This window comes from Pseudomonas sp. IT-P395, assembly GCF_949767675.1.
Classification (GTDB): domain Bacteria; phylum Pseudomonadota; class Gammaproteobacteria; order Pseudomonadales; family Pseudomonadaceae; genus Aquipseudomonas.
This window is the reverse complement of the sequence record NZ_CATKPW010000027.1, coordinates 1-4,450: the sequence shown is the minus strand read 5'-3', so window position 1 is coordinate 4,450 and position 4,450 is coordinate 1. Positions and strand designations below refer to the sequence as shown.

Annotated in this window: 3 protein-coding genes and 2 pseudogenes; 4 read left to right on the top strand and 1 reads right to left on the bottom strand. The window is 50.2% G+C overall.

From position 1 onward, the window contains the following. Positions 1-164: 164 nt before the first annotated feature. The 4 genes and pseudogenes from ACM6IN_RS18605 (at position 165) to ACM6IN_RS18590 (ending at position 4,227) form a co-directional block, all read left to right on the top strand. A pseudogene (locus ACM6IN_RS18605) lies at positions 165-1,548 on the top strand (IS4 family transposase). 574 nt (positions 1,549-2,122) lie between these two features. Beyond that, complete coding sequence (locus ACM6IN_RS18600) at positions 2,123-2,869, top strand: hypothetical protein (RefSeq protein ID WP_414916507.1); 747 nt, start codon at positions 2,123-2,125, stop codon at positions 2,867-2,869. Between the two features lie 388 nt (positions 2,870-3,257). Continuing rightward, positions 3,258-3,494: a hypothetical protein gene (locus ACM6IN_RS18595; protein WP_414916506.1), complete on the top strand. Its 237-nt coding sequence runs from the start codon at positions 3,258-3,260 to the stop codon at positions 3,492-3,494. A 370-nt stretch (positions 3,495-3,864) separates the two neighbouring features. Next, on the top strand, positions 3,865-4,227 hold the full coding sequence (locus ACM6IN_RS18590; protein WP_034153614.1) for a DUF6124 family protein: 363 nt from the start codon (positions 3,865-3,867) through the stop codon (positions 4,225-4,227). Between the two features lie 60 nt (positions 4,228-4,287). Here ACM6IN_RS18590 and ACM6IN_RS18585 read toward each other — a convergent pair. Beyond that, positions 4,288-4,450 (bottom strand): annotated as a pseudogene (locus ACM6IN_RS18585) (fructose-1,6-bisphosphate aldolase); the annotation flags it as partial.

The following is a 4,450-nucleotide window of genomic DNA, read 5'->3' as shown; positions in this document are numbered from 1 at the left end:
AATCGAGCGCTGGCAGACGTCAGCGAAAATAAGGGGACAGATTTGAATGGCACTTACTTAACAGCTAACCAATTGAGCTGAAAGCAAAAAAATGAAGAAGGGCTGGTCTTGGTATACGGTGATAGTTGCGAACACACCCCGACAAACCAAGGACACAGCCCCAAATGGATCGTAGACGTGAAATTCTTCAGCATCAACAGCAACGTTTTCATCGACACGCTTCGGACTGCAATGCGTATGCGTTTTTCAATCTCCTCACGTCTCCTGATCTCTTACAACGCGTCGAGTCTGCACTGCCAGAACATCGGGAACGCCTGTTTCCGCCAACTGAAACGTTGTCTATGTTTCTGGCTCAAGCAATGAGTGCCGACCGCTCCTGCCAGAACGCCGTGAACGACCTGTCGATTAAACGGCCCTGTGGCGGCATGAAGCCCAATAGCACTCGCACGGGCGCCTACTGCAAGGCTAGAAAACGCCTGCCTGTGGAAATGGTTTCCACGCTGGTCAGGCACACCGGTGCTTCGATAAGTGATAACGCACCCTCGTCGTGGCGCTGGATGGGACGACCTGTGCGGCTGGTGGATGGCACGACGGTCAGCATGCCCGACACAGCGGCCAATCAGGGCGCCTATCCGCAATCTCGCGGCCAGAAAATCGGTCTTGGTTTTCCGTTGTGTCGAGTGGTGGGCATCGTCTGCCTCTCCAGCGGCGCCGTTTTAGATGCTGCCCTTGGGCGTTTCCGAGGCAAGGGCGGCGATGAACAGACACTGCTCAGATCAATGCTCGACACGTTAAAAACAGGTGACATTTTGTTAGGCGACGCTTACTACGCTACCTATTTCTTGCTGTGCGAGTTGCAACGAAGAGGTATCGATGGCGTGTTCGAACAATACGGTGCTCGACGGCGCAGCACGGACTTTCGCCTAGGGCAGAGTCTCGGTTCGGAAGATCACCTGATCGAATTGAAAAAGCCTGCAAGAAGACCGCTGTGGATGAGTCAAACGCATTACGAAAAGGCGCCTGAAAAACTGACCGTGCGGGAGTTGAAGGCGGGTGGGAAAACGTTGGTCACCACGTTGCATTCCAAAGCAGACACCTAAAACAGCCCTGAAATCGCTGTACAAGGGTCGATGGCATGTTGAACTGGATCTGCGCAATCTCAAAGCTACGCTGGGACTTGGAAAGTTAAGCTGCAAAACCCCAGGCATGGCAGTAAAGGAGTTATGGGTCTATCTGTTAGCTCACAATCTGATCCGAATGCTGATGGCACAATCGGCTCTGTTAGCTGACTGTTTATCTCGCGAACTGAGCTTCAAACACAGCCTTCAGCTATGGCTGGCAATGCGACAATATGGCAGCCCCGAAGACGAGGACGGCCTGTCGAATTTATTGATGCTGATTGCTCAGAGGCGCGTCGGAAATCGGCTTGGTCGTATCGAGCCGCGAGCCATAAAACGAAGACCTCAAACCTACCCCTTGCTGACCAAACCACGTCGGTCTGCAAGGGCAGATGTCAGAAAAAACGGGCACCCAAAACATATTAAGTAAGTGCCATTCAAATCCGTCCCCTTTTCTCTCCATTAACGTGTTAGGCGTGTGCCAGATGATGGCTCTGTTGGGCTGAAAGGCCTTTTCTCGCCTGCTGCGAGCCCTAAAGCAAACGCCCCGACAAGTGGGGCGTTTGTCGAACCGTCATCAGCGTGTTTTCACACAGTCTGACGCTGCGGGTTATCGCAACTTTCGGTGAATCCTGCTGCTTATTAGAAAGCGTGGCGGGCGGAGAGGCTTTCGAGTTTTTGTCTGGATCCGAGGATGGTTCTGTCTCTGGAGAAATTGTCACCCGTGCCAAGCCTTTCGGTTTCAGCGGTAAATCCTTAAGCCTGAGCGCCAGAGTTAAAGATGCCTACTGTCAGACCTGCCACTTGTTTATACCATTTGGCGATGAAACCCCAGTCCTCCAGAGGTTTGGGCTCTCGCATTAGTCACAAGTTTTCAACAACGAAATGGACTTAAAAATCAGAATTAATTCAGAAACGGTATAAAAACCTGTCAGGTTTTACAGTTATATCAAAATCAGATTTATCGCTTACTTATGAGCCGTACTACTTGTAGGACCTCGGCCATGCCAAAGCTCGCAGAACTCACCAGAAAAAGTGAAGCTCGACTAGAAATCACATCGTTATGGGACAACCTCTCAAAAGAAGAAATGGAGGCCAATCAAAGTATCAACCCCGACGTCATTAGAATAGTTCCGGACTATGTGGAAACTGGCTGGAGCATAATCTCCGACGTAATTTGCACCCCAACTGCAACCCAATACTGGGAAACAGAGTTGAAGAGCCGGGGCCTACCTCCCCCACCTCGGGAGGAACAATTAGCCAGGGAAGACATCAGGCCAGAGAGGCAAAGTATAATTGCGGTTGCTCATGTTATGAACATAGATAACTTCAATGTAAAAACCTTCAACTGCGACGTTAACAATACGTTAGCAATGGACCTTAAAAACAGCATATCAATATCAATGGGCATTAAATGCACAGATATTGGAACAATAGTTTCCACAGATTACTGGAACTGTGACCAGATAGTGAATCGTTACAAAAATATAATGGCAAGCTCATCAGTTCGCTATGAGACTGTCAACATATTGTCTAGTGTGGTCGACGGGAAACGTCATGGCCAAAACCCACCAATTGGAGTATCTCAGACAAACCGACAAGTCGTCACTGACTATACGAGACTCGCAGACATGTTAGGCCCTGTAGTAGTCTTTCATTACAACCCGATCCCCAGAAACCCATGGTCACCAGATTTCGTAGATACAATAATAGATATAGTTGTTTCCGTTTATGGAGGTCGAGTAAAATAGGTTTTCTCCAACTCTGCAATTCGGCCGCTCCTCGAAAATGTTTTTGACGCCACGCTATGAAAAACCCGTCTAATTAGCCTGTGTAAAAACACGCTAGCGAGACGGGTATCATCGACAAAAAAGGACCAAAAGAGGGAACAGATTTATTAAAATCCTCGCCTTCCTCCAAGTTGAAACATCACAGGGATTCGGGTTTCACAACGATCTAGAGTGCGACCCGCGAAAGAATAGAAGCTAACAAAAGCGAGAGGAAATAATTTAATAGGTCCGCTCCTTTTTCACACTATCTTTTGATCTTGTTATTTATTCTAATAAAGGTAACGCTCAGAGCTACCCGATTGCCGGATCTTATTACCACCGAGACAGTACCTACACCGACGTTTGGTTCATGACCGACATCGCCGATGCAAAAGACAGCTGGCAAGGAGAAATGGACTGTTTGAGAGGTTACCCGACACTCAGCGCCATCCGCGCTCATGCCACGGGAGGCGGGCGCCATGCGCTGACCGGTTATCACTTGAAAGAGATGCCTCTTCCCCAGCCAACTCACTACGTTCGTTCAAGTGCGGAGACACCGCTTTACGGTGGATTATTCGGTCAGTTGAAGCGCTGGATGCTCGGTTGACCTGTTTTGAATCCAGCCTTTAAACAGCGCTGTTTAGATCTGTCAGCAGTTAGGTCCGGATGCCTACAACAGCTTGCGCCGTTGCCTACCACTACGCCAGAATCCGCCGGCTTGTGCGCCTGGCTGGCCATTGGTAACTTGATTCGCGTCACTGATTTCCAGTGATCGGGTTTAGTAGCCCGTGGTGTTTTTCAGTTATGTGCAAAGCGCATCCGTCGGTAATTGCTGTCCGACTTGATGGTGGCTGTGTGCAGGGCGCTTCGGCGCGCCGGTTAATGCTGAATACTCCCCGGTCTACTAACCTGCGCACAGCTGCCACCCTTCTTTTAGTAGAGAAGACGACGCGGCTCCATCAGGAGTTTTTCAGCTAATGATCAAATCAACGCCGCACCCGCCAGAAACAGATCCCGCATCCCCCTACGAATCCCTCGACTCAAAAAAACTCAACGACGCCGCCGAACGCGCCCTCGACCATTACCTCAAACCGTCCGCTTTCATCATGGCTAGCACGCATAAACCCGAACCCATGTACCTCGCCAACCCGAAGTACAACACCGAATCCCTGCTGGCCAACGCCAGCGAGACCTTAGGTTCAGCCAGCGAAATGCTCAACAACTTCGCCGCCATGCTCGACACCTCACACCGCAAGACGGCGCTGGGAATTGCGCAGGTCGTCATGCTCGGTGAACTGGCGGTGAATCAGGCGCTAGATCATGTCGAGCTAAAGGAATAACCGGCCACAAAAAAACCCGCCTCACGGCGGGTTTCTATTAAACCAGTTTAACGCTCAGGCTTAGTTAACCTTAGCGTTCAACTCACCCTTCAGATAACGCTGATACATCGCTTCCAGCGAGATCGGTTTGATCTTCGAAGCATTACCGGCAGTACCAAACGCTTCATAACGAGCGATACACACGTCACGCATTGCAGTAACAGTCGCGCCGAAGAATTTACGC

Excerpts from the sequence above, each read along its gene's own strand:
- ACM6IN_RS18595 (WP_414916506.1), top strand. The coding sequence starts at position 3,258 with ATGACCGACATCGCCGATGCAAAAGACAGCTGGCAAGGAGAAATGGAC.
- ACM6IN_RS18600 (WP_414916507.1), top strand. The coding sequence starts at position 2,123 with ATGCCAAAGCTCGCAGAACTCACCAGAAAAAGTGAAGCTCGACTAGAA.
- ACM6IN_RS18590 (WP_034153614.1), top strand. The coding sequence starts at position 3,865 with ATGATCAAATCAACGCCGCACCCGCCAGAAACAGATCCCGCATCCCCC.